General features: G+C 53.5%; 1 protein-coding gene. It reads left to right on the plus strand.

The window, feature by feature from the left end; genetic code table 11:
• Positions 1-303: beta-eliminating lyase-related protein (locus INT22_RS13070; protein ID WP_264298850.1), on the plus strand; the 303-nt coding region annotated here is incomplete at both ends.

A 303-nucleotide genomic window follows, 5' to 3' on the forward strand; every position in this document is an offset into this window, starting at 1 on the left:
CGCCGCCGCCTGCCAGTATGCTCTGGAGCACAATATCGCTGACTTAGCCGACGACCATCGCCGTGCAGCACGCCTGGCGGAAGGCTTAGCAAAACTGCCTGGCGTTGAGATTACCGCTCAGGCAACCAATATGGTGTTCGCGCACTTTCCCGACGAACATGTACAGCCGCTCTCTGCTTGGCTGAAAGAGCATGGCATTTTGATTGAGCTACTTTATGCCACGCGTTTTGTTGTTCACCGTGATATTGATGATGCCGATATAGATAAAGTCACCGCCGTTATGCAGAGCTACTTCAGCCGCCT

This window comes from Halomonas sp. 3D7M (assembly GCF_014897885.1).
In the GTDB taxonomy this organism is placed as follows: Bacteria; Pseudomonadota; Gammaproteobacteria; order Pseudomonadales; family Halomonadaceae; genus Vreelandella.